The organism is Haloarcula amylolytica, from assembly GCF_049705545.1.
Taxonomy (GTDB): Archaea; Halobacteriota; Halobacteria; order Halobacteriales; family Haloarculaceae; genus Haloarcula; species Haloarcula amylolytica_B.
Genome location: NZ_JBNAMU010000001.1, coordinates 2,761,185 through 2,783,522, shown reverse-complemented (window position 1 = coordinate 2,783,522; position 22,338 = coordinate 2,761,185). Strand labels below are relative to the sequence as shown.

Here is a 22,338-nt window from a genome sequence, read left to right as displayed (position 1 = left end):
CCCCTCGAAGCCGCGAACGGCCCGGCTTTGTGTGTGAGTTACTGCACGTTTATGCGACAACAGCGGTGGCCGGTCAGGACCGGTCCTCACTGACGGTGCCAGTGGTTTCTGCTTCGTCAGTCGCGTCGGCTGTCTCAGTCTCGTCTACGGTATCGAGTGCTTCTGGAAGCTGGTCTCTGATCAGCCAGAGCGTCAGCCGGTAGACGCCGTACCCGAGCACGACGAACAGCAACAGGTCGATGAGATACAGTTCGAGGAACTCGATGAGCGAGATCTCGCTGAGAGCGAGGTCGCCGGACAGGATGAGAAACTCCAGCGTGGCGACGACGAACAGCGCGGGTGCAAAGAGGATCACCAGTCCGATGACGAGAATTGCGAGCCGTTTCTGTGAGGGGGAGACAGGCATATCTACGGTATCGGTGTCAAGACAGATAGTTCTGCGCGCCGCTCGTTACCAATCCTGTAACGACCGCCTGAGTTGTACTGTGGTTGGCAGTACCGTAGAGTGAACGGCTGTCAGCGATGCTAGCCGATAAAAAGGGACGCGCGGCCAGTCAGTGGATGCCCATCGCTTCGATCTGCTCCTGATACCGGTTCCGGATGGTGACTTCTGTCACCTGAGCCACGTCGGCGACTTCGCGCTGGGTCTTCTTCTCGTTGCACAGCAGCGAGGCGGCGTAGATGGCCGCAGCGGCGTAGCCGGTCGGTGATTTCCCCGAGAGCAAGCCCTGCTCGGCGGTGGTGTCGATGATCTCGTTGGCCTTGGACTGGACTTCCTCGGAGAGTTCCAGTTCGGAGGCAAAACGCGGGACGTACTGCTTGGGGTCGACCGGTTCCATCTTCAGTTCGAGTTCCTGGGCGACGTATCGGTACGTCCGCCCGATTTCCTTCTGTTCGACCCGGGAGACGTCCGAGACCTCCTCCAGACTTCGTGGGATACCTTCCTGTCGACAGGCCGCGTACAGGCAGGCCGTGGCGACGCCCTCGATGGAGCGACCGCGGATGAGGTCCTCGTTGAGCGCGCGTCGATAGATGACCGAGGCGACTTCCCGGACCGACCGGGGGACACCGAGCGCGCTCGCCATGCGGTCGATCTCCGACAGCGCGAACTGCAGGTTCCGTTCGCCGGCGTCTTTGGTTCGGATGCGTTCCTGCCATTTCCGAAGGCGGTGCATCTGGCTTCGCTTCTCAGAGGAGAGCGACCGACCGTAGGCGTCCTTGTCCTTCCAGTCGATCTGTGTGGTCAGCCCCTTGTCGTGCATCGTCTGGGTCGTGGGGGCTCCGACGCGTGACTTGGACTGGCGTTCAGAGTGATTGAACGCCCGCCACTCCGGCCCGCGGTCGATGTTCTCGTCCTCGATGACGAGGCCACAGTCCTCGCAGACGAGTTCACCGCCGCCGTCGCTAGATATGGACTCCGACTCACACTCGGGGCAGGTCTGCTGGCCCGTGCTCTCGGACTCCTCCTCGCGTTCCTCCTGGTCAGAATCCCGCTGGCGCGTCGGCCGTTCCATGTGTTCTTTTACGGAGAAAAGCCAATCACGTATAAATGTTTGGGCGGGACCGACAGTTTTGCCTGATTTGGACGCCGGCCGCGAATGCTAGGTGGAATAATCATGTTAAATTTAGCTAGAACTGTCTATGTTTCGAGCGAGCGATGAATGTAACCGGATTGCACACCCGGTTCTCGCTCCGCGACGATGGTGGAGCGCGGACGGATCGTAGCGGTCGACCGGCATATCGCGCTCTTTTAGTCCGGGACTCTCCCACTCTGACGTATGAGCAAGGTCAATATCGGGCTTCGGGGCTGGCGCTTCGACGAGGACGTGCTCGGACCGGACGGACGAGTCCGGCCGCTCAAGACGATGGAGCCGGAAACCCGGCAGCGGCTGCTGGTGCTCGCAGAGCGGGTCGTCGACCCTTGTGACGCCTGTTGGCTGATCCACGGCGACGAGGATATCGAACAGTGCAACGTCGCGGACGCCATCTACGGCGAGCCGATGGGCGAGGTGGTCCTCTGTTCGGACCACGAGACGGACTTCATCTACTGGTTCCGCGAGGCGGGCGGCGAGGCCTACGCCGGCGATACTGACCTGGCCTCGGCCTTCCACGAGTGGTTCCTCGATGGGAACCGCGCCCCCGAGGGGTACGTCGGCCTCGAACACGTCGACGAGGACCCAACGGCGCTTCCGGAAGCACCCGACAGGGACGAAGCGATTCCGGGGCTCGAAGAGGAAGTCGAGCAGATGGACCAGGAGGACCTCGACGCGATTGATATGGACCTCAGCGACCTGGACGTATGATCTCGGTCGCCGTCGTCGACGCGGAGACGCCGGGTAACGTCGGCACCATCGCCCGCTCGATGAAGAACTTCGGCCTGACGGAGCTGTTGCTCGTCGATCCGCCAGAGCTGGACCCCGACGGCGAGGCCTACGGCTTCGCCGGACAGGCCCGGGACGACATCCTGCCCAACGCCCGGACGGTGACGTTCGACGAGATCGTCGAGAACTATCACACCGTCGCCTGCACGGCGACGACGAACGAGGACCCGGCCAACCACGTCCGATATCCGGCGACGACGCCGGCCGACCTAGCCGACTCGCTCCGGGATGTCGAGGGCGATATCTGCGTCGTCTTCGGCCGCGAGCGGGTCGGGCTCTCGAACGACGAACTCGCACGGCTGGACGTCATCTGCTCTATCCCGGCCAGCGCGTCGTATCCGGTGTTGAACCTCGGTCAGGCGGCGACAATCGTTCTCTACGAACTCCGCGACTTGACCGTTTCAGACACCCAACACCCCGAAGAACTACACACCCTCGCCGATACGCCGGCAGTCGAGGGACTACACGAGGAGTTCGACCGGTTCCTGCGGGCTATCGGTCACCCCGAAGAGAAACAGCACAAGGCCCGGCGGCTGTTCCGCCGGGTGCTCGGGCGTGCGAGACCGACCGGCCGGGAGACGAAGACCCTTCGCGGCCTGTTCCGGCAAGCCCGACAGCGAATCGAGCGTGCCGAAGACGAGTGAGGTTCAGCCCAGTTCTTCGAAGTTCGCCTCTGCATCGAACAGCGCCCCGATGACGGCGTCGTGGGCCTTCCGAAGCCGGTAGTGTAACGTCGGCGCGGAGATGTCAAGCGTCGCCGCCAGTTCTTCCGCGGAGCTCTTTCGCGGCCAGTCGTAGTACCCGCGTGCGTAGGCAGTCTTGAGCGCGGCGGCCTGTTTCGGCGTCAGCTGGTCACGTATCCTCGTCTGGAAACCCGTGGCCGTCGAGACCGGCTGGTCGACATACTGCTTGCTCCGTAGTTCTGTCCCGGGCGCTGTCTCTCGGACCGCCTCGACGACGGCGCGGACGTTGACATCCGGCGCCATCTCCGCTGCGAACCGCAGATCACCGTCCGTTGCGATAGCGCGCGTCACGGCTCCGCCGTAGTCCGCGATCGTGTCAAGCGGCGAGGCGGATATCTCGTCGAGCGCGACTTCGAGCAGGGTTTCACGGTTCTCTGCAGCCGCCTCGACGACGGCACAGGACTCGACTGACGGCGTCTCGGTGAGTGCCTGACACACCCGTTCGGTGTCCGCATCGCTGACGCGAACGTAGTGGAGGCAGTTCCCGGAACTGGTCGGGACGCGCCGTTCGAGCGTGAACGAACAGCCGAGTGTGGCTGAGAGCCTGGCAAAGACGTCATCGGAGTCCGGCGTCAGGAACTCCAGTTCGACGGTCGTCGCCGCCAGCAGCGACTGCTGACTGTGGACGCGCTGGATAGACAGCGCGATAAGTCGCCCCAGATCGGCCAGGATACTCGACTCACGACAGCCGATCGTGGCCTCGGCCGGCGCGTACACCATCAATACGCCGTATGTGGTCTCACCGGTTGTTAGGGGGACTGCCGCGACGGCGGAGTGATCTGCAATCAGTGGGCAGTCCGTTCCGGTGTCCGAGTGCGTCGACGCGTCGGCGATATCCTCGACGACCTGTACCTCGCCGGTGTCGATAGCATCCGTGGCGAGACTGTGCTCGGCGGGTGAAATCTTCTCCGGCGTCGCCGTGTCGATCCCAGCGGCGGCGCTCAGTGTTACCGTCGTGGTGCTCCCGCGAGTCCCAGCCCACACGGCCCGGTACAGGTCCGATTCGGTGAGATGCGTACACACTGCCGATTCGATTTCCTCGCGAGTCTGCGTATCCTGTAGCGCCTTCGCGATTTCTCGGCCCAGAACGTTGAGACGTTGTGCCTGTTCGAGTTCGTCACGCTGGCGTTCGAGCTCGGCCTGTCGGTCCTTGTGAGCGGTGATGTCCCGAGCGACGAAGATGACGGTATCGAGGTCGTAGGAGCGGCTTTCGAGCGGAGCGACACGCGCTTCGAACCACCGCTCCCCACCGGGTGTCTCCAGTGTATACTCCACGGACTGGAACGACCCAGTCCGCAGGGCTGCACGAACGGCCGAGAGCAGCGAATCGGCGGTGTCGTCGGAAAGGAACTCGTGTAGCGTCTGGCCGACAAGCGTGTCCGTATCATCTACCTTCACCATCGTCTCGGGGTCGGTCAGACAGTCGAGAAACCGACCTTCCGCATCAATGATGAAACTGGGGTCTGGCAGGGCGGTATTCAACGCATTGCGCTGTTCCGTGTGGCGCTGTCGTTCGAGTTCGTACTCCACCCAGTCAGAGAGCAACCTGACGAAGGTCAGATCCCACTGTGTGAACGCTGTCGCACGCGGTTCCAGCCCGTAGAAGCAGAACGTCCCGTACACGGTCCCGTCGACGACGACGGGCGCGCCGATGTAGCTCGCAATCCCCCACTCCGGGTCAGCGAGGTCCGGCGCTTCCGCCTCGACATCGCTGAGCGCGAGCGGCTTGCGGTGTTCGACGACGTGTCCGCAGTTCGGAAGGTCCTCGATGCTGGCCGTTCTGCCGGCTTCGAGGTCGGCAGTCGCCGGTGCGGTGACCGCCTCGAACACGTACTCGTCGCCATGTACCTGGGATAGCGTCCCAAACGCTGTCCCGAGCGTCTCACGGCCGAGCTCTAACAGAGCGTCGAGTTGCTCCGTGAACGTCCGCTCTACGTCGGTGCAGATGTCGTAGGCCGCTTCGAGCGCGGTCTCCCGTTGTTTCCGCTGTGTGATATCGATGTGTGCGATCGACGCGTACGTCGCTCCATCGATAGTGAACGGGGCGACGTACAACCGGAACCACCGGTCCGTCGACGGGGTATGGCACGGGTATTCGAGTTCGAACGTGGCGCGCTCGCCGGTGAGGACGGCCTTGATTCCGTTGGCTGCCTGTTTCCCGGTCGCGTCGTCTGCCATGTCAGCGACGTCGAGATAATTCACGCCGAGCGTGTTCGGTGTCAACTCCACTCCGTTTGCCCGGCCGAACTCGCCCCATGTCTTGTTCGTCGAGAGGATCACCCCCGATTCATCTACGATAGCAAACATGAGGGGTAGTGTATCGATGGCCGGCCCGTACAGGGCTGGGACATCGTGGCCATCCACGACACTTGGAACCATACGCTCAGTGTGGCGGCAAGCCACTTAACGCTCGGCGTTTGGTTAGAACATTAATATTTAAACAGAGTCCACTGTGGAGACGATCACTACGACGAAAACAGGTTAAGAAGGTGGTAATCCGGGGATACTTAAACTATAACTTGGCAAATCAAGCAGTATGTATATGTATCCTAACCTGTTCCCGACTGGCCCGGATATATCACCCATGGCTCCGGTTCGCACCGATTTATTCTAGGGACCTAGAGAGAGTGCTTAGGAAGGTTACCACTGTAGCGACGCACAGGATACTCACACCTTACCATGGATTCCACTGCCAATCCAGTTCGCGTCGAACTGTTCGTCCGGTCCCTGTGTCCCGAAGACGCAACCCACCAACAGAACTACGTGATTGACCAGTTACAGGCTCTCGAAGACGCGGGCCATATCGAGGAGCTGTCGATACTGATCTGGGGGAGCCGGATCGAACCGCGGCTCGCGGAGCGGACTGCGGAGGGCCGAAAGCTGTTGGAGCGACTTTCCATGTTCGAGCGGTGGGAGCGCGAGTCCGACGCTTCACTGGATGCTTTCGACTGGCAGCACCCGGTGACGAACATGGTCTCCGACGAGTCGGTCAACGTCATCACGCTGCCGACGCTCGCCCTCGCCGAATACGTCGACGGTGACCTCCAGCACGTCGCCCCCTGTACGCGTGACGGGACGGCCTATCGCGTCACTGACCGTATCAGCCGCCTCGCGGATACCGCACACGCGACGGACGAACCGGAGCATGAGCGTACCGTGGTACAGTAGCGTTCGACCCACCCGGAACCCCACGCGCTCGCCGTTCTCACTCAGCACCACACTTGGTGAAAATGAACACGCAACAAACCGAAACCCCGGACTCGCTCCCACTGGACGACCGGCTGTCGCTCCTGTCTTCGCACTACCGGCGGTACCTCCTGTACGGCCTTTCGAAGTACACGACGCCGGTTTCGCTCGCCGTGCTCACGGACACGGTAACCGGACTCGAACACGGGACACCGGTCGAACAGTACCGCGACGAGCGGCTCAGGATTTACACGTCGCTCTATCACAACCACCTCCCGCGGCTGGTCGATGCCGGCGTCGTCCAGTACAATCAGTCGGAAGACACGGTCGATGTCGGGCCGAACGCGCCGGCGCTCGTACCGCTGCTGGAATCGACGATTAAACACGACCTGTCCGCGGACGGTGACGGCCTGTCACGGGACCCCGTCGATGTCGACTCCCTGCGACGCGAGCCGACCAGCTAGGCCCGCTTCTGTATCTCCGAACGCAACACGTCGCTGACCGTATCGCCGTCGGCTTTGCCACGGAGTGCGCCCATGCACTCGCCCATCAGCGCCGAGAACGCCCCCATCCCCTCCTCGGCGACCTGGTCCTCGTGGCGCTCGACGACCTCGACGACGGCGTCCCGGACCTCCGATTCGTCGACACCGCCGAGTCCCTCGCGTTCGACGGCTTCCTCGGCCGTCAGCGACGGATTCTCGGCGAGAGCCGTCAGGAGGTCCTCCATCCCCTCGCGCGGCACGTCTCCGCCGTCGACAAGCAGCATCGCCCCGCGGAGGTGCTCGTCGGTGAGATTCCCGACGGGCACGTCGTCGCGGCGGAGTTCGGTCAGCGTCGACTCCAGCGTGCCGGCGGCCAGCGTCGGGTCGACGCCCTCGCCCTCGACCAGCGCCTCGAACAGCGGCCACCGCTGGCCGTAGGCGACCTGCTCGGCGAGGCCGGAGCCGAGGTCGAACTCTCGCTCGTACCGGTCGACCTTCTCGGTGAGCAGCTCTGGCGTCTCGACCTCGGTTACGTCGGGTTCGACCGGTGGCACGTCCGTCTCGGGGTACATCCGTGCCGCGCCCGGAAGCGGGCGGAGGTACCGCGATGTGGCGTCCTCGTTCGCGTCCCGCGTTTCCTCGGGGACGCCTTCGAGCGCCGTCTCGGCCCGCTCGGCGACGGCGTCGATAGCCAGCTCGGCGGTTTCCGGGTCGTCGGCGACGATGGCGACGGCGTCCTCGGGACCCGCGCCGACGGCGTCCCGCAGCGCCTCGACCTCCGCCTCGGTGACACCGTAGGCGGGGAGCTCGTCGGTGTGGAAGATGCCGCCCGCGCCGTGGCGCTTGGCGTGGTCGGACAGCTCCGTCCCGAGCCGGCGGTTGGGCTGAATCTCGCGGCCGACCAGGCTGTCGAACCCCTCCAGCAGGAGGCCCTGTACCTCGCCGCCCGAGGAGAGCGCGCCCTCGATGACGCCCGAATCCGTGTCCTCGAACACCTCGGTCACGTCCTGTGGCTCGCCGACGGCGGCGTCGCGTCCGGCGAGTTCGTCGGCGATGTCCAGCAGTTCGACCTGCCGGCGGACCTCGTTACGGACGAGGTCGTCGATGTCGTCGAGGCTCTGGACGCCTTTCAGTTCGATCCGTGCGCCCTCGGCGATGGAGACGTTCACGTCCTGTCGGATGGTCCCGAGGCCGCGCTTGACCTTCCCGGTCGAACGGAGGAGCATCCCGATTCGCTCGGCGGCCTCGCGGGCCTGCCCGGGCGAACTGATGTCCGGCTTCGTGCCGATTTCGACCAGCGGGATGCCGAGCCGGTCGAGCGAGAACCGGACACCGTCGGCGGTCTCCTCGACGCGCTGGCAGGACTCCTCCTCCAGGAGCATGTCCTCGATGCCGACCGGGCCGGCGCTCGTCTCGATGGCCCCGTCGTTGGCGACCAGCATCGAGCGCTGGAACCCCGTGGTGTTCGACCCGTCGACGACGATTTTTCGCATGACGTTCACCTGGTCGACGACGGACATGTCCAGTAGCTGGGCGATTTCCAGCGTCGTTTCCATCGCCTCGCGGTCGACGCGGTGGGGCGGCTCGTCGTCCTCCTCGACGAGACAGGTCGTGTCGTAGGCCAGGTACTCGAACTCCCGGTCGACCATGCTCTCCTCCAGCGCCGCCTCGTCGATCTCCCCGAGTTCGCTCTTCGTCGGGTGCAGATAGCGGGTAAAGGAGCGCTCGCTCTCCTCGGGTTCGCGGATCGTCGTCGGACAGTCACAGAACAGCTTCGTCGCGGTGTCGAGTTGCTGGTGGATCTCCAGACCGGCGACGAGCCCCAGCTCCTCGTAGTCGTACTCAGTCATTGTCGAGGTGTCCGGGACCGGGGGCCAAAAAACGCACCCTTCCCGCGCTCGCCGCCGTGCTTTTGGCGCTCTCTCCCTCACTGCCAGTATGCGCTGGCTGTCGACGGTCGCGGTGGTCGTCCTTTTGTCGACAGCCGGCTGTAACGCCTTCGTCGGTGCTGACACCGCCGACCGGGGAACTGTCACGCCAGCTCCGGTCCCGACTGCGGCGGAGCCAGCCACGCCAGCCACGCCGGACCCGCCGCCCGGCGTTACCACAGAGCGCCTCGAAAACGTCGCGCTCCTGTCGGCGGCCCACCGGCAGGCGCTCAACGGCACCAGCTACACGCTGAACGAGCGGTACAACGAGTTCAACACCGGGCGAAACGACACCAGCTCCGTTCGGCGAACCGAGACCGTCGCAGTCGCATCACCGACGCGGTACCGCGACGAGATGGTCCGGATGACCACCGGCGCGAACGGGACCGTCGAGCGGTACGAACAGTCGACCTACGCCGACGGCATCAACTGGTACGAGCGCCGGGATAACGGCACCGTCGAGCGCCAGCGTGGTCGGGTCCGCTTTGGCGGGGACAAGTATGCCTACCGGACGGCGTTCTACCTGAACCGATACGCCGTGGTGAACCAGAGTTACACGACCGTCGTCCACAGAGACGGCAGTCGGCTATACCGGATCCGGGGCTCCGGCGGCGAGATCCCGACCACAGAACGGGTCGGGGAGTTCCGAATCGAACTGCTGGTCGAACCCGATGGCCTCGTCCGTCGATTCGAGGTTCAGTACCGGTCGGCGGACCGCTCTGTCGAGTACAGCTTCTGGTACGAGGACATTGACGAGACGACAGCGGAGCGGCCGGCGTGGCTCAACGAATCAACACCGGCGAACTGAGTAGGGCCAGCACGTGGGGCCGCTCGCCCAGCCGCTACAGGCGGTCCGTTTCGGTTCGAACCTCGTCGGTCCCGGACGTGCTCCCGGCCCGGTCGTCGTAGTACTTCCGGCCGATGAAATCGTCGTCGAGGTTCCCGACGAGGGAGTTGTACAGCCCTTCTGAGGACTGGTACGTGGCTTCGCTGGTCCGAGCCAGCACTTCACTCATCTCTACCGAATCGCCGTTCTGGGCGACCAGCTCAACGTCGCCGAGCTGTTGGACGATAGTGGCGTGGTCCGCGGGAAAATCACAGGCCTGGTCGAACAACTGCAACGTTTCAGAGTAACGCATCTGTGTCGTACATAGCTATTCATAATTAAAAAAGATTATGAATTAGAGCTGTCCGGTAGTCGTTTCAGCCGATCAGACTCGGTTGTCAGAACGGGACCTGACATTTCGGCCCACTTGCGCGGGGAAAACATATCATAGACTGTGACATATGTTTGCATATGACAGTCAGACCGGCAACTTCGGACGATGTGACGGCGATCAATCAGGTGGCGTCGGCGGCCTGGGAGACGGATTACCCCCTCCTCACCCAGGAAACGGTTGAGGACGGCGTCGGGGACTGGTACGCGCCCGAGCAGATCGAATCGGAACTGGTCGAGTCGCAGACGCTCTTGCTTGTCGCCGAGCGCGAGGAGCGCGTCGTCGGGTTCGCACACGCGACGTGGCACGAAACCGACCGCGCGGGGTACATTCTCCGGCTGTACGTCCATCCCGACTACCGGCGGCAGGGAATCGGCCGGTCTCTGCTAGAGCGGACCTGCGAGGAACTGTTCGAGCACGACATCGACCGGATCAACGCGATGGTTCTCTCGGCGAACGAACCGGGAGCCGAGTTCTACGAGCAGTTCGGGTTCGAGTTCGCCGACGAGAGCGAAACCGAAATCGGCGGCGAGCGCTACCCCGAGAGCCGGTACGTCCTTGTGGACGAGTCACAGGTCTAGATCACGGACTCGCTTGCAGCGAAGTCACGGTTTCGGAGGCTTTCGCCTCAAGAGAGGTGCGTAACGAGTTCCGTGACGCGCCCACCGGGGTACTCGACCTCGTCGACCTCTTGCTCGACGACGTCACCGGCGAGACCCGTCACGTTGGAGAGCGGGATAACGCGCTCCCGGCCGTCCCCTTCCGGCACGGCCCAGATGACGTTGCCCATGACCTTGGCCGTCGCACACTCGATGCTGGCGTCGTCGTCCATCGGACTGTCGAGGAACACTGTGGCGCTCATGTGCTATGATTTGTCACGATACGACATAACCGATACGGTCAGATTGGAGTGGCGGCTGATTAGCCGAGCAGAACCGAACAGAAACTACTGAGTCACGGCGGGAATCTCTGCTGTTCGCGGCTCCGTCCGTCGCCGTTCGCAATTTCGAGGGCCGCTCATTGCTCGTGGGTCTTCCACCCTGTGGTCGGTCAGTGATGTCACCCGACTGCCTGCGGGACCGCCGTCCCGCTTCGCTCGCACTAACGAAGGCCGCGCTTCGCGCGCCCCTCGCTGCTCGCGGGTCACTTCGTTCCCCGTTTGCATTTCCGAAGGCTTCGCTCAGCCTTCGCTACTCGTCGCCTAGGATACCGCGCTTCGTCATCTTCTCGGGGTCGAGCACGTCGTCGACCTCGTCCTCGTCGAGGTAGCCCTCTTCGAGGACGACCTCGCGGATGGTCTTCTCCTCGGCGAGCGCCTTCTTCGCGACCTTGCTCGCCTTGTCGTAGCCGATGGCGGGGTTGAGCGCCGTCGCCAGCGCCATGCTCTGCTCGACGCGTTCGGCGCAGTGCTCGGCGTCGGCCTCCAGTTTGGCGACGAACTTCTCGCCGAACACCGCGCTGCTGTTGGCGATGAGCTTGGCCGACTGCAGGAAGTTCGAGGCCAGCACGGGCTTGTAGAGGTTCAGGTCGATCTGGCCCTCGGCAGCGCCGGCCGAGACGGCGGCGTCGTTGCCGACGACCTGCTTGTGGACCTGATTGACCGCCTCGGCGACGACGGGGTTGATCTTCCCGGGCATGATCGAGGAGCCGGGCTGGTTCTCCGGCTGGTCGATCTCGCCGAGACCGTTGCGGGGCCCGGACGCGAGCAGTCGGAGGTCGTTGGCGATCTTGTTCAGCGAGCCGGCGACCGTCCGGAGCGCACCGTGGGCCTCGGACATCGCGTCGTGGGCGGCCTGGGCCTCGAAGTGGTTGTCCGCCTCGCGGAAGTCGAGGTTCGTCTCCTCGCTGATGTACGCCGCGGCTTTTTCGGGGAACTCGGGATGGGTGTTCAGGCCGGTCCCGACCGCGGTTCCGCCGAGCGCGAGTTCGGCGAGGCGACCGTGCGTGTCCTGCACCCGGGAGATTCCCTTCTCGACCTGCGTGCGGTAGCCGCCGAACTCCTGGCCCAGCGTCACCGGCGTCGCGTCCTGCAGATGGGTTCGACCGGTCTTGACGACGTTCTCGAACTCGTCTTCCTTCGCTTCGAGTTCGTCGCGCAGCGTCTTCAGGCCGGGAATGACGTCCTTCTCGACGGCCTCCAGCGAGGCGACGTGCATCGCCGTCGGAATCACGTCGTTGCTGGACTGGCCGAAGTTGACGTGGTCGTTGGGGTGGATCTCGCGGCTCCCGATGTCGCCGCCGTACAGCTCCGTGGCGCGGTTGGAAATGACCTCGTTGGCGTTCATGTTCGATGACGTGCCCGACCCGGTCTGGAACACGTCGACGGGGAACTGGTCGTCGTGTTCGCCGGCGATGACCTCGTCGGCGGCCTCGACGATACAGTCCGCCTTGTCCGCCGGAATCGTTTCGAGGTCGCGGTTCGCCTGCGCGGCCGCTTTCTTGACGACGCCGAGCGCTCGGATGAACCGCCGCCCGAAGGTCACGTCACTGATCGGGAAGTTCTCGACGGCGCGTTGCGTTTGTGCGCCCCAGTACGCGTCGGCTGGCACCTGCATTTCACCGAGACTGTCCTGCTCTGTCCGGTACTCGTCGGTCATACGTCCGGGGGGTGGTCCGCCCGGTCGTAAAACCCACCGGTACGAGTCGGGACACCACTCGGCACAGGACTGTGGCTGCCGTGACAGTCGCCCACTGGGCACCACGAGTCCCTGGGAACAGTAGAGACCGTGGGGCTCAGAACCCGTGACCTGGATGAACGTGTATTATCATTCGGAAATATTAAGTAGAATCTCTCTCCACTTACGATGAGTTCGACGCCACAGAGACGTTCATGACTGATGCCCCCACAGTGCTCGAGGACGGCAGTGTGTTGCTGTCGTCGTCGACTCCTGGGACCCGATGAGACACCGACGGACGTGACACATCGCGAACGCTCGCAGCCGGTGTACCTGCCGCGTTGCAACCGCTCGCCCGCTCGGCACGACGACGGGATGGCACACCCGTCACCCAGCGTTACCACGCTGCCCGCCAGCCTGTGTTGGTGCGACAGGCTCGGTCCGGAGCGCGTGATCGGCGCGCGTGTCGGCCGGCGAGTCAATGTGACTGACGACACATCCGTCGGGACGATGGACGGCGAACTCACGTCGGCGAACGACTGAACAACCATGCGCGAGATACTCAGTAGACTCCTCGCCACCGGAGGGAGGCTCCGGTCGGCGGTATCGAGAGACGAATCGGACGGAGACCAACTGGCAACAGACGGGGGGGCAACGGTGAAAACGACCCGGGGGGACTCACTCCGGAACTCACTGCCGGTCGAGTGGGAACTCATCGAATCCGCCCCGTTCTGGCTCCCGCCAGTCCTGTTTGCGGGCTTTTTCGTCTACGGCGCTATCGCCTGGAACTTCCTCCTGTCGCTGACCGAATACAGCGGCCTGGGTGGCGCACAGTACGAGACCTTCGATTTCAGCATGTACACCCGCCTGCTGAACGACGGGACGTTCTGGCAGGCGGCACAGAACACGGTGGTGTTACTGGTCGTGTTCACTGTCCTCTGCCTGGCGCTTGGCCTATTCGTGGCTATCCTTATCGACCAGCAGATACGCTTTGAGAACACGTTCCGAACGATCTACCTGCTCCCGATGAGCCTCTCGTTCGTCGTCACGGCGACGATGTGGGCGTGGGTGTACAACGCCCGCAACGGTGTGCTCAATCAGCTCCTCCGAGTGTTCAATCTCGAAGGAGCCGTCGTGGGGCTGCTCCGCCCGGCAGGGGTCAACGCCGAGGTGATACAGTGGCTTTCCTGGAACACGACCGCGCTGGCAGCGGTCATCTTCGCGCTTATCTGGCAGTTCAGCGGCTACGCGATGGTCGTCTTCCTCGCCGGCCTCCGGGCAATCCCGACCGAACACTACGAGGCCGCGCGGGTCGACGGCGCGTCGGCGGTTCGTCTGTACGCGCGGGTCATCATCCCGCAACTCCGCGCCTCCGCGGTGTCGGCGTCGGTGGTGCTGATGGTGTTCGCGCTGAAAGCGTTCGACTTCATCTACGCGCTCCGTGGCTCACAGCCGGGGGCGAACATGGACATTCTGGCGACGATGATGTATCGGGTCGCGTTCGATAGCCTCCAGTGGGCGTACGGATCGGCGGTCGCTATTGTGCTGTTTGCCCTCGCACTGTTGGTCATCGGTCCGTATCTCTACAGCGAATACCGACGGGGTGAACTATGAGTATCAGAGACGGCAGTTTCATCGAAGAGCTCCGCAGTACAGAGAACAGTCGCATCGGCCTGTATGCCCTCCTGTTGGCGGGTATCGCTTTCTACCTCTTCCCGGTGGAGACGGCCGTGATGACGATGTTCAAGACCGAGAGCGCGTTCGCCCGGACGCTTCCGTTCGCGCCACCGGGCGCTGACGGCTTCACGCTCGAAGCGCTCAGTACCGCTTGGAACACGCTCCGGCCGGGACTTCTGAACTCGCTGCTGATGGCCGTTCCGGCGACGATTATGTCGGCGCTACTGGGGAGCCTGACCGCGTACGGTCTGACGACGATTAGCTGGCGCGGCCAGGTCGGCGTGGTCGTCCTCATCATCGCGGGCATCTTCATCCCCTACCAGGCCGTGCTGGTCCCGCTGGCACAGTTCTGGTTCCAGGTGCTTCCGGGGCTGCTCAACGGCTTCGTCAACACCGTCTTTGGCTTCATCACGGGCGGCAACTGGCAGTATCCGAGCCGTAACGGGTACGTGCAGTTGCTGCAGCTGTCGATCACCCACGCCGCGTACGGGATTCCGATCTGTACGCTGCTGTTCCGGTCGTATTACCAGAGCATCTCCGACGAGATGATCGAGGCCGCTCGCCTTGACGGCGCGAGCGCGTTCAGTATCTACCGCAACATCATCCTCCCGCTGTCGCTGCCGATGTTCGCGGTGACGCTCATCTACCAGTTCACGCAGGTGTACAACGACCTGCTGTTCGCGCTGGTGCTCGTCAACGAACCGGCTTCGCAGGTGGCGACCCAGCGCCTCGCGGCGCTCACTGGCGGGGTCGTCCAGTCGTTTAACACCACGATGGCAGGTGCCATCGTCGCAGCACTTCCGACGCTGCTCGTCTACATCATGTTCGGTGAACAGTTCGCGAAAGGCGTCGCTGGAGAGTAATTACGGAGGTATTCACAATGGCACAACTCACACTGGACGAGGTAACGAAGACGTTCCAAGACGACGACGGCGAAATCATCGCAGTTGACGAGGTATCGGTCGACATCGAGGACGGCGAGTTCCTCTGTGTCGTCGGTCCATCTGGCTGTGGGAAATCGACGACGTTGCGGATGATAGCCGGGCTCGAAGACATCACGCGCGGCGAAATCCGGCTGGACGGCCAGATCATCAACGACCAGCCGCCGGCCCGTCGGAACGTGGCCATGGTGTTCCAGTCCTACGCCCTGTACCCGCACATGACCGTGCGGGAGAACATGGCGTTCGGGCTGGAGGAGTCGACGGATATGCCCGACGACGAGATCAACGAGCGCGTCGAGAAGGCGTGCAAGGACATGGGCATCTTCGACCTTATCGACCGCAAGCCCGGCGAACTCTCCGGCGGCCAGCAACAGCGCGTGGCGCTGGGCCGCGCTATCGTCCGGGACCCGGAAGTGTTCCTGATGGACGAGCCGCTGGCGAACCTGGACGCGAAGCTCAAAGCCGAGATGCGGACCGAACTCCAGGAGCTCCAGCAGGACCTCGACGTGACGACGGTGTACGTCACCCACGACCAGACGGAGGCGATGACGATGAGCGACCGCATCGCCATTCTCAACGACGGCGTCCTCCAGCAGTGCGCGACGCCCCTGGAGTGCTACCACGAGCCGAACAACCTCTTCGTCGCCGGCTTCATGGGCGAGCCGTCGATGAACTTCTTCCCGACAACCCTGGAGGGGTCGACGCTTCGCGGCGAGTGGTTCGAGTACGAACTCAGCGACGCGACGACCGCCGAAGTCGACGGGACGACCGACATCACGCTGGGCATCAGACCCGAAGACATCGAGTTCGTCCAGGGCGACGGCCCGAACGTGTTCGATTCGACGGTCCACGTCGTCGAGCCGCGCGGGAACGAGAACACGGCGCACCTGCAGTTTGACGAGTCGATGGACGACCAGTTCATCGCAACGGTCGGCGGAATGAAACAGCTCAAGTCCGGGCAGCACGTCAAAGTCCGGTTCCCCGAGAACGCGATCCACCTCTTCGACACGGCTGGCGGGCAGGCCATCCGGAACCGCACGCTTGACGAGATCGAAACGGTCGAATCGGTCGTCTGAGCGTCTGCGCTGATTTTCGCCGGGGCGGTTCTACCTGCCGTTACGAATCGAACAACGCAGCTGACCCGCTACGGAGCTGTCACGCCCAGCGGTCCAGCCCGGTCTGGACGACAGATTCGTCGATACGCTCGAACCCGCGAGCGACTTCGTCGGCGTCGACCTCCCACTGCTCGGTAACGAACGCGCGGGCGGCGTCGATGTCCGGTTCGATGCTGTCCGGAATCTCGTAGTCGTCAGTGACTGCAGGGTCGAGAAACAGGCTCCGGATGCGGTCGGCGTGGTCGATGTGTTCGCCACGGGCTTCGAGGACAGCGTAGAGGTCGCCGTGCTCGTGAAGTTCCTTGACAGCAGTCTTGGGACCGATGCCGGAGATCCCCTCGTTGAAGTCCGTCCCCATCAGGATGGCGGCGTCGACCAGTTGCTCCCAGGTAAGGTCGTGTCGCTCGAGCGTGGCCTCGAAGTCCATCAGCTCGGGGTCGCCCTTCGACGTGATCTGGCGGAGCGTCATCGGCGCACCGAACAGGAGGGCGTCGTAGTCCTCGGTCCCGACGTAGTCCACGTCCCCTCGACGGGCCATCACCGACGCCTGTCCCTCGCCTTCCGCGGGGGCGTCGACGATAGGCACATCCAGTAATTCAAGCAGGTCCCGCGTCGTGTCGACGATTGTGTCGGTCAGCCGCTGGGTCCGGGAGTCGAGCTTGGCGACGCGGGTCGTATCGCCTGCGGCACGCGCCGCCTCCAGCTCGGATTCGTATCTCTCACGCTGCTCGCGACGTTTCTCGACCTCGTCGTCTTTGAGGTCTGTGACCGCGCCGTCGAAGACGAACACCGGCGTGAGGTCGTGCTCGAAGAACTTCGGCAGCCCCTGAACGATACCGATGAGGTTCGCCACCTCCTCGCCCTCGCTGGTGGTGTACTTCGCCTCTCTGGTGAACTTCACCGTCGTCGTCAGATACCGATAGAGCCAGTTGTGGGCGTCCACGGCGACGACGCTCCCGCCGAGGTCACCGAACGACACGTCCGACAGTGCCGCAAGCGACCGTAAATCAGCGTTTCCCATTGGCAGAGTTTGGGTCGACAGCCGTTTGAATCTCCCGGAGATGGCACGGGACTCCGGCGGGATAGTCGACGTGGTCGTCCGATCAGTCTGATCGGGCTGTCCGGCCGGACGGCTGCTCGGCCCAGCCGTCGAGGACCGACGGCGGGTCGGTATCAGCCTTCGACGCGAGGAACGACTCCTCTTCGGGCGAGAGGTCGCGCTCCCGAAATAGGTCCAGACCGGCCTGATACCGTTCGGTACTCCGGTCACCCGGCCAGACGAGATCGAGTTCGGCCATCCCCGACTCCGCGCCGCTGAAACAGAACCCCGCCCGGTAGGCGGCCTGATAGGAAAACGGATTGTTGACGCCGATGGACACGCGTTCGAAGTCCCGCTCCGTCGCACGGTCCCGAACGAACCGGAGGAGGCGAGAGCCGAGCCGGTCGCCCTGCCGGTCCCGCCGAACCGTGATATATCGGACACAGAGGGTGTTCGGGTCTGTCCGGTCGGCATCGAACGCAGCCGCGGCCACGACGCCGTCGTCCCCGATGACGGCTTTTCCGGTCGAAGTCATCACGAACTTACCCGCGTACGCGAACTGCTCGTGGTCCAGCCGGAGCCGGTGGCCGTCCTCGGGCCAGCCGAGCAGCGTGAACTCCATACTCCGACACTGGGGCCGACCAGTGTAATCAGTGATGGTCCCTGCCCCATCGCCAGACGGTCGGTGACCGGGTGGCGACCCAGCCGAACGCTCGGTGTCGTCGAATCCGGGAGAGCGAAGTGTCCGGAGCCGGAACTCCCTGTATGAGCGTTTCGACGGTGGGGAACGGTCGTATCGAACTGTCCGCTCGGACGGCGCTGGTCGCCGTCGGTGACCTGCTGGCGATTGCTTTGTTCGTCGGTATTGGAGAGCTGACCCACGGTATCAATCCGATACTCAACCCGGCTCGGTTCGCCGGGACACTGACGCCGTTTTACGTCGGCTGGCTCCTCGTCGCGGGATTTGGGGGGCTCTACACCGCCGCTGCGACCGGGACGGTTCGAGCGGCTCTCGGTCGCACTATCGTGGGGTGGGTACTAGCAGTCGGAATCGCGCAGGGACTCCGATCGACAGCGATGTTCCCCGGTAATGCGGCAGTGACGTTCGCGCTCGTCTCTGTGCTCGTCGGTGGCACGCTGTTGCTGCTCTGGCGCGGGGGAGTTGCAGTCGCAAAATAGGGCGGCCTGTAGTTGGGGTGCAGCGTCGATGACGGACTACCGCAGGTCGGCGACTTCAAGCGACTTTGTCGACTGAATCCATGCCTGGTGGTTCTCCCGGTCGTAGATTACGAACTCCTCGTCGCCGATGTTCAGTTCGGCGTATCGTCGTTCTTGATCGTCGGTCGCGGCGCCCGTCGTGTTGTCCGTTGCGTTCGTGCTCATTGTCTCGTTTGGAAGTCGGGGTTACCGTTTTTCTCCGACTCAACGTATCCCGGCGTACCTAATAAGCACATGGACCCAGTTATCACCGTAGAAAATAGGATGCATTACCACTCCACGTACCCACCAATCTAATTCTCAAATTCTGAAAATTGGAGGTAGATGAGTTATATACCGATAATCAGACTGCCGATGTCGCAGTTACCAGACCGAGACTAATAGACACTGTTTAACACTGCCCATGGCATATTTAACTTACTAAATTGGTCCGCGGGCCAGCATCAACGGGACAGATCTACCCTTATATTGTCAACGACTCACAGGAATTAGACTATATTAATCTTTCCCCGCTATCCCACTCATAACTTATGAGAGTGTTATACAGCGGGTACGAAGTAAATTTGCAGGGGCCATTGAATGTATAGATCCACATTTTAGGGAAACATTCATATATGCCTCTCTCGTAGAATAATTCATACTTATGACGGGCTACTACGACATCATTCTCGGACTCATTCCGCTCGCCATGGCCGGCATCACCGCTACTCTGTTCGCTGGCGGCTTCGCACTCACCACGGCGATTCCGATGGCTTCTGTCGTGACCGTTGGCCTCATCGGCCACGCGATGTTCGTTCGTGCCCCCGTCGACCCGGTTCCGAACGAAACGCCAGCCCAGAACACCCAGTCGGACCCGCTCCAGACAGCGGACTGAGCGCCGTTCCACCCGTCACCCCTCCTCTTTCTATCGCGACGGCCAGTGGCCGTCTACCCGCGTGGCGAACCGTCGGCCACTGCCGGACAGTATAAGGGCCGGTCGGTCGAACGTCGGGGTATGCCAACGGATGCGACAGCGCTGTTCCTGCAGAGTGACGAGGTGGCTGACCTGGCCGACCCCGCCGAGTACGTCGACGCCGTTCGGGAAGGATATCGCCAGCGCGGCGAGGGTGCCCCGGCGACTCCCAGAACAACGCTGTTCTCGGACGAGCCCGCAGGGATGTTGACCGGCTATCTCGCGATTCTCCCCGACACCGGGGCGATGGGCGGGTATACCTACGCAGCCGGTTTCAGCGGGCGAGACGCCCATTTCACGCTCCCGATCTTCGACTCCGATAGCGGCGACCCGCTCGCTGTCCTTGACGGCGCGAGCATGAACCCTCACAAGACCGGCGCAGCCGGGGCAGTCGGTGTCGACGCATTGGCCCGCCGCGACGCCAGCGACCTCGCAGTCATCGGCAGCGGCGCGCAGGCCCGTGGGCAGGTCCGAGCGACCGCAACCGTCCGTGATTTCGACCGCATCGAAGTGTACTCCCCGACGGCCGACCACCGCGAGTCCTTCGCCGCGGAGATGAACGACGACCTCGACCCGACGGTGGCGGCCGTCGCCTCCCCGGCCGCAGCAATCGAGGGGGCCGATGTCGTTATCACGGCGACCGACGCGAGTGAACCGGTGTTCGACGGCGACCTGCTCGAACCGGGAACCCACGTGACAGCGATGGGCCAATACCACCCCGAAAAGAACGAACTGGACGCGACGACAATCGAACGCGCCACGTACGTTCCGGACCTGCGCGAGCGGGTGACACAGGACGCCGGATCGTTCATCAACGCCCTCGATGCGGGCGTCATCGACGAGGACCACGTCCACGCCGAGCTAGGTGATATCGTTGCCGGCAACGCGCCCGGACGGCAGTCACCCAAGGAGATCACCGTGTTCGACTCCGGCGGCACGGCCATCGAAACCGTCGCTGCGGGCCACATGCTGTACGAGCGGGCGAAGGCCGAGGGCCGCGGCGAGGAGATCGATTTCGCGCCCGCGAGCAAAGCCCTGACCGGTCGATAACAGAAACGGAGCTTAGAGATACGGCCCGAGGCCGAGAGCGTCGACCAGACTGATGCCGGCGGCGAGCGCGCCAATGATGTAGCCGGCGATAGTTCCACCGTTCAACAGCGGGAGACCAGCGTGGGCGCGCCCCTGCAGGACCATCCAGAGCAGTATCGTCAGGCCGACGTAGGACCCGAGCATCGCGGTCAGCGCCGGCAACGGGACGCCGAACACCGACAGGACGTCCGACGAGGCGAAAAAGGCGGCGCTGGCGACGAGTATCGACGGGATGATCGCGTCACCGAGGCCGATGAACAGCGCGTCGCGCTCCAGTGGATCGGCGTGAACGTTGTCACTCTCGTCCGCCTCGTCAGTACTCGTCGCTTCGTCGGGGCGCTCCGTCGGCTGGCTCCCATCTGCAACTGCCGGACCGTCGGCGTCGGCTCCGGATCCCGTGGTCGCCGGCTCTTCTGTCGTCGTATCCTCCGCCGTCGATTCGTCGCCTTCCTCGGATTCCGCCGTTGGGTCCGGCGTCGTCGCGTCGAGATACGAGTACGACAGCGTCATCGGAATCACGAGGACCACGGGGACCTTGAGGTCCATCACGCCGGAGGCCAGCGTGAGCATGTGCTCGGTCCCGTAGACGCTGATGGCGTCGTACACCGCGAGTACGGTCAGGAGGACCAGCGACGGCAAAATCCCGAAACTGATGCCGAACAGGCCGGCCGCGGCGGCCCCCATCACCGCACCGGCGGCGTCGATGACGTACCACTCGGGATAGACCAGCAGCGCCGTCCCCAGGCCCAGTGCCAACAGGACGGCGACGACGTTGAGGCCGGCGTACGTGAGCACCGGCGGCACCAGCACCTGGAACACGTACAGGGAGAGCCAGGCCGCAGAAAAGACGATGAGCCCGCGGATGAGCTGGTCAACGTCGTAGCGAAAGGCGAGCAACATGACGGCCGTCGCGACCAGAATCGCCCCGACGTACATGAGGCTGTTCGTGGGGTCAGAGGGGTCTTCGACGGCCTGGTAGCCAGCCGACTCGAAGGGCTGGACCAGCGCCAGCGCGCCGAGTTGGACGAACAGGAAGATACCAGCGATAAGGCCACAGCCGCCGAGGATTCGCCACCGTCGCTCCATGCACACACGTCCTGCAGGAACCCGTTTGAGCGTTACGAAGCAGGTGTGGACAGGTGCGGGCAGTCGGATGTGGACGGGTGCGGGTGGTCGGAGATCGTTACCGCGCGTACAGGACTTTGCCGACCAGCGCCGGGAGATGGACGTCGTCGTTCGGCGAGACAGCGAGATACGGACGCTCGACCGGACCGAACACGTCGACGACGGAGCCAACCGTCTGGAGCTCCTCGTCCACCACGGCGGTCCCCACGGACGCGTACTCGTCGTCGGGCGCACGGACGATGGCCAGTCCCTGTGCGACCCGCGAGACGGTGCCGATGCGTTTCATTCACGCAGCGCCTGCATGTAGGCCGCTACGGCCCCGAGCAGGTCGCTTTTGGTCGCGTCGTCCGCGTCCTTTACGATGACCCGCCCGCGGGCCTCGTACTCGCGCGGATACGTCTTGTCCCGTTCGATGACCGCGTCGTAACCGACCTGCTGGACGGCTTTGGCGATCTCGTCGACAGTCGGGTCTTCGACGGCCAGATCCAGTGGCACGCGACGCCCGTCGCTGCGCGAGTGGTTGGCGTCGAGCGCCACCGGCCAGATAACGTTCTCGACCATACCGGGAGTGGCCGCCCGTGGCATATATGGGTTATCGTCACCGCCGACGATGGACGAATTGAAAATCAG

The 22,338-nt window shown here is 63.4% G+C and carries 26 protein-coding genes; 13 read left to right on the top strand and 13 right to left on the bottom strand.

The window, feature by feature from the left end:
- Positions 1-73: 73 nt before the first annotated feature.
- Complete coding sequence (locus ACOZ4H_RS14570; RefSeq protein WP_424329958.1) at positions 74-406, bottom strand: hypothetical protein; 333 nt, start codon at positions 404-406, stop codon at positions 74-76.
- Positions 407-554: 148 nt separating this feature from the next.
- Complete coding sequence (locus tag ACOZ4H_RS14565; RefSeq protein ID WP_008310442.1) at positions 555-1,514, bottom strand: transcription initiation factor IIB; 960 nt, start codon at positions 1,512-1,514, stop codon at positions 555-557.
- A 264-nt stretch (positions 1,515-1,778) separates the two neighbouring features.
- Between ACOZ4H_RS14565 and ACOZ4H_RS14560 the strand changes: the two genes are divergently transcribed.
- The gene (locus ACOZ4H_RS14560; RefSeq protein WP_424329957.1) at positions 1,779-2,303 is read left to right on the top strand and encodes a hypothetical protein; all 525 of its coding nucleotides are present in this window, start codon (positions 1,779-1,781) and stop codon (positions 2,301-2,303) included.
- The gene (locus ACOZ4H_RS14555) at positions 2,300-3,025 is read left to right on the top strand and encodes an RNA methyltransferase (RefSeq protein WP_424329956.1); all 726 of its coding nucleotides are present in this window, start codon (positions 2,300-2,302) and stop codon (positions 3,023-3,025) included. Before ACOZ4H_RS14560 ends, ACOZ4H_RS14555 begins: the two co-directional genes overlap by 4 nt.
- Positions 3,026-3,028: 3 nt before the next feature.
- Here ACOZ4H_RS14555 and ACOZ4H_RS14550 read toward each other — a convergent pair whose 3' ends face one another.
- Positions 3,029-5,503 carry a bacterio-opsin activator domain-containing protein gene (locus ACOZ4H_RS14550; RefSeq protein WP_424329955.1) on the bottom strand — a complete coding sequence of 825 codons (2,475 nt, stop codon included), beginning with the start codon at positions 5,501-5,503 and terminating at the stop codon, positions 3,029-3,031.
- 300 nt (positions 5,504-5,803) lie between these two features.
- Between ACOZ4H_RS14550 and ACOZ4H_RS14545 the strand changes: the two genes are divergently transcribed.
- Both ACOZ4H_RS14545 and ACOZ4H_RS14540 read left to right on the top strand, forming a co-directional pair.
- Positions 5,804-6,292 carry an HTH domain-containing protein gene (locus ACOZ4H_RS14545; RefSeq protein ID WP_424329954.1) on the top strand — a complete coding sequence of 163 codons (489 nt, stop codon included), beginning with the start codon at positions 5,804-5,806 and terminating at the stop codon, positions 6,290-6,292.
- Between the two features lie 62 nt (positions 6,293-6,354).
- A complete protein-coding gene (locus ACOZ4H_RS14540) occupies positions 6,355-6,774 on the top strand; it encodes a DUF7344 domain-containing protein (RefSeq protein WP_424329953.1) in 420 nt (139 codons plus the stop codon).
- On the opposite strand, the gene gatE is transcribed toward ACOZ4H_RS14540, so the two are convergent.
- Positions 6,771-8,642 (bottom strand): Glu-tRNA(Gln) amidotransferase subunit GatE, encoded by a 1,872-nt coding sequence (gatE, locus tag ACOZ4H_RS14535; RefSeq protein ID WP_424329952.1) that lies wholly within the window; start codon positions 8,640-8,642, stop codon positions 6,771-6,773. The genes ACOZ4H_RS14540 and gatE overlap by 4 nt on opposite strands.
- Before the next feature lie 88 nt (positions 8,643-8,730).
- Between gatE and ACOZ4H_RS14530 the strand changes: the two genes are divergently transcribed.
- Positions 8,731-9,528 (top strand): DUF7537 family lipoprotein, encoded by a 798-nt coding sequence (locus ACOZ4H_RS14530; protein ID WP_424329951.1) that lies wholly within the window; start codon positions 8,731-8,733, stop codon positions 9,526-9,528.
- Between the two features lie 34 nt (positions 9,529-9,562).
- On the opposite strand, the gene ACOZ4H_RS14525 is transcribed toward ACOZ4H_RS14530, so the two are convergent.
- Positions 9,563-9,859 carry a hypothetical protein gene (locus ACOZ4H_RS14525; protein ID WP_004593594.1) on the bottom strand — a complete coding sequence of 99 codons (297 nt, stop codon included), beginning with the start codon at positions 9,857-9,859 and terminating at the stop codon, positions 9,563-9,565.
- Positions 9,860-10,017: 158 nt separating this feature from the next.
- On the opposite strand from ACOZ4H_RS14525, the gene ACOZ4H_RS14520 reads away from it, so the two are divergent.
- Positions 10,018-10,518, top strand: a complete 501-nt coding sequence (locus tag ACOZ4H_RS14520; RefSeq protein ID WP_424329950.1) for an N-acetyltransferase family protein — start codon at positions 10,018-10,020, stop codon at positions 10,516-10,518.
- A 47-nt stretch (positions 10,519-10,565) separates the two neighbouring features.
- Here the strand turns inward: ACOZ4H_RS14520 and ACOZ4H_RS14515 are convergent, their stop codons facing one another.
- A complete protein-coding gene (locus ACOZ4H_RS14515) occupies positions 10,566-10,799 on the bottom strand; it encodes a hypothetical protein (protein WP_424329949.1) in 234 nt (77 codons plus the stop codon).
- A gap of 328 nt (positions 10,800-11,127) precedes the next feature.
- Positions 11,128-12,534, bottom strand: coding sequence for a class II fumarate hydratase (locus ACOZ4H_RS14510; RefSeq protein WP_424329948.1), 1,407 nt, complete (start codon positions 12,532-12,534; stop codon positions 11,128-11,130).
- A gap of 318 nt (positions 12,535-12,852) precedes the next feature.
- Between ACOZ4H_RS14510 and ACOZ4H_RS14505 the strand changes: the two genes are divergently transcribed.
- From ACOZ4H_RS14505 to ACOZ4H_RS14490, 4 genes are read left to right on the top strand one after another with little or no spacing between them, the layout of a single operon-like run.
- Positions 12,853-13,095, top strand: coding sequence for a hypothetical protein (locus ACOZ4H_RS14505; RefSeq protein ID WP_424329947.1), 243 nt, complete (start codon positions 12,853-12,855; stop codon positions 13,093-13,095).
- Between the two features lie 6 nt (positions 13,096-13,101).
- Positions 13,102-14,166 carry a carbohydrate ABC transporter permease gene (locus ACOZ4H_RS14500; protein ID WP_424329946.1) on the top strand — a complete coding sequence of 355 codons (1,065 nt, stop codon included), beginning with the start codon at positions 13,102-13,104 and terminating at the stop codon, positions 14,164-14,166.
- The gene (locus tag ACOZ4H_RS14495; RefSeq protein ID WP_424329945.1) at positions 14,163-15,092 is read left to right on the top strand and encodes a carbohydrate ABC transporter permease; all 930 of its coding nucleotides are present in this window, start codon (positions 14,163-14,165) and stop codon (positions 15,090-15,092) included. The genes ACOZ4H_RS14500 and ACOZ4H_RS14495 overlap by 4 nt, the downstream gene beginning before the upstream one ends.
- 17 nt (positions 15,093-15,109) lie before the next feature.
- On the top strand, positions 15,110-16,246 hold the full coding sequence (locus ACOZ4H_RS14490; protein ID WP_424329944.1) for an ABC transporter ATP-binding protein: 1,137 nt from the start codon (positions 15,110-15,112) through the stop codon (positions 16,244-16,246).
- Positions 16,247-16,325: 79 nt separating this feature from the next.
- Here the strand turns inward: ACOZ4H_RS14490 and fen are convergent, their stop codons facing one another.
- Complete coding sequence (gene fen / locus ACOZ4H_RS14485; RefSeq protein ID WP_424329943.1) at positions 16,326-17,306, bottom strand: flap endonuclease-1; 981 nt, start codon at positions 17,304-17,306, stop codon at positions 16,326-16,328.
- Between the two features lie 82 nt (positions 17,307-17,388).
- Complete coding sequence (locus ACOZ4H_RS14480) at positions 17,389-17,946, bottom strand: GNAT family N-acetyltransferase (RefSeq protein ID WP_424329942.1); 558 nt, start codon at positions 17,944-17,946, stop codon at positions 17,389-17,391.
- A 143-nt stretch (positions 17,947-18,089) separates the two neighbouring features.
- On the opposite strand from ACOZ4H_RS14480, the gene ACOZ4H_RS14475 reads away from it, so the two are divergent.
- A complete protein-coding gene (locus ACOZ4H_RS14475; protein WP_424329941.1) occupies positions 18,090-18,503 on the top strand; it encodes a DUF3054 domain-containing protein in 414 nt (137 codons plus the stop codon).
- A gap of 36 nt (positions 18,504-18,539) precedes the next feature.
- Here ACOZ4H_RS14475 and ACOZ4H_RS14470 read toward each other — a convergent pair whose 3' ends face one another.
- Entirely contained in the window at positions 18,540-18,707 is a 168-nt protein-coding gene (locus ACOZ4H_RS14470) for a DUF7331 family protein (protein WP_424329940.1), read from the bottom strand.
- A gap of 478 nt (positions 18,708-19,185) precedes the next feature.
- On the opposite strand from ACOZ4H_RS14470, the gene ACOZ4H_RS14465 reads away from it, so the two are divergent.
- Positions 19,186-19,416 carry a hypothetical protein gene (locus ACOZ4H_RS14465; protein ID WP_424329939.1) on the top strand — a complete coding sequence of 77 codons (231 nt, stop codon included), beginning with the start codon at positions 19,186-19,188 and terminating at the stop codon, positions 19,414-19,416.
- A 120-nt stretch (positions 19,417-19,536) separates the two neighbouring features.
- Positions 19,537-20,544: an ornithine cyclodeaminase family protein gene (locus ACOZ4H_RS14460; RefSeq protein WP_424329938.1), complete on the top strand. Its 1,008-nt coding sequence runs from the start codon at positions 19,537-19,539 to the stop codon at positions 20,542-20,544.
- 12 nt (positions 20,545-20,556) lie between these two features.
- Here the strand turns inward: ACOZ4H_RS14460 and ACOZ4H_RS14455 are convergent, their stop codons facing one another.
- The 3 genes from ACOZ4H_RS14455 to srp19 form a co-directional block, all read right to left on the bottom strand.
- Positions 20,557-21,669 carry a presenilin family intramembrane aspartyl protease PSH gene (locus tag ACOZ4H_RS14455; protein WP_424329937.1) on the bottom strand — a complete coding sequence of 371 codons (1,113 nt, stop codon included), beginning with the start codon at positions 21,667-21,669 and terminating at the stop codon, positions 20,557-20,559.
- Positions 21,670-21,766: 97 nt separating this feature from the next.
- A complete protein-coding gene (locus ACOZ4H_RS14450) occupies positions 21,767-21,994 on the bottom strand; it encodes an H/ACA ribonucleoprotein complex subunit GAR1 (RefSeq protein WP_424329936.1) in 228 nt (75 codons plus the stop codon).
- Entirely contained in the window at positions 21,991-22,269 is a 279-nt protein-coding gene (srp19, locus tag ACOZ4H_RS14445; RefSeq protein WP_424329935.1) for a signal recognition particle subunit SRP19, read from the bottom strand. The genes ACOZ4H_RS14450 and srp19 overlap by 4 nt, the downstream gene beginning before the upstream one ends.
- Positions 22,270-22,338 lie beyond the last annotated feature (69 nt).